The following is a 271-nucleotide window of genomic DNA, read 5'->3' as shown; positions in this document are numbered from 1 at the left end:
CCGCAAGGGGTGACGACGTCCGGGTTCCGGACGAGCGCCCGCGCACGCGCGTGGCGCTCCACTATGGAGTCGAAAGATGCCTTCAATGTTTTCCACGCTGCTTGCGCGGCGGGGCTGGTTGCGCCTGCATGGCCTATTCGCCAGCCTGATCCTTGGCCACGGACTGGCCTACGGCCAGGTTACGGCCGTCACACTCGATGACGCGGTTCGCCTGGCGGCCACGGACTCCCCCGCCAGCCAGGCAGCCCGATCCTCGGTAGAGGCCAGCGTC

At 68.3% G+C, this 271-nt stretch carries 1 protein-coding gene; it reads left to right on the top strand.

All coding sequences use genetic code 11. From position 1 onward, the window contains the following. Positions 1 to 76: 76 nt before the first annotated feature. Positions 77 to 271: hypothetical protein (locus SB756_RS30270; RefSeq protein ID WP_410913262.1), on the top strand; the 195-nt coding region annotated here is incomplete at its 3' end.

This window comes from Pseudomonas sp. SIMBA_068, from assembly GCF_046534705.1.
Taxonomy (GTDB): Bacteria; Pseudomonadota; Gammaproteobacteria; order Pseudomonadales; family Pseudomonadaceae; genus Aquipseudomonas; species Aquipseudomonas putida.
This window is presented reverse-complemented; position numbering and strand designations above follow the sequence as displayed.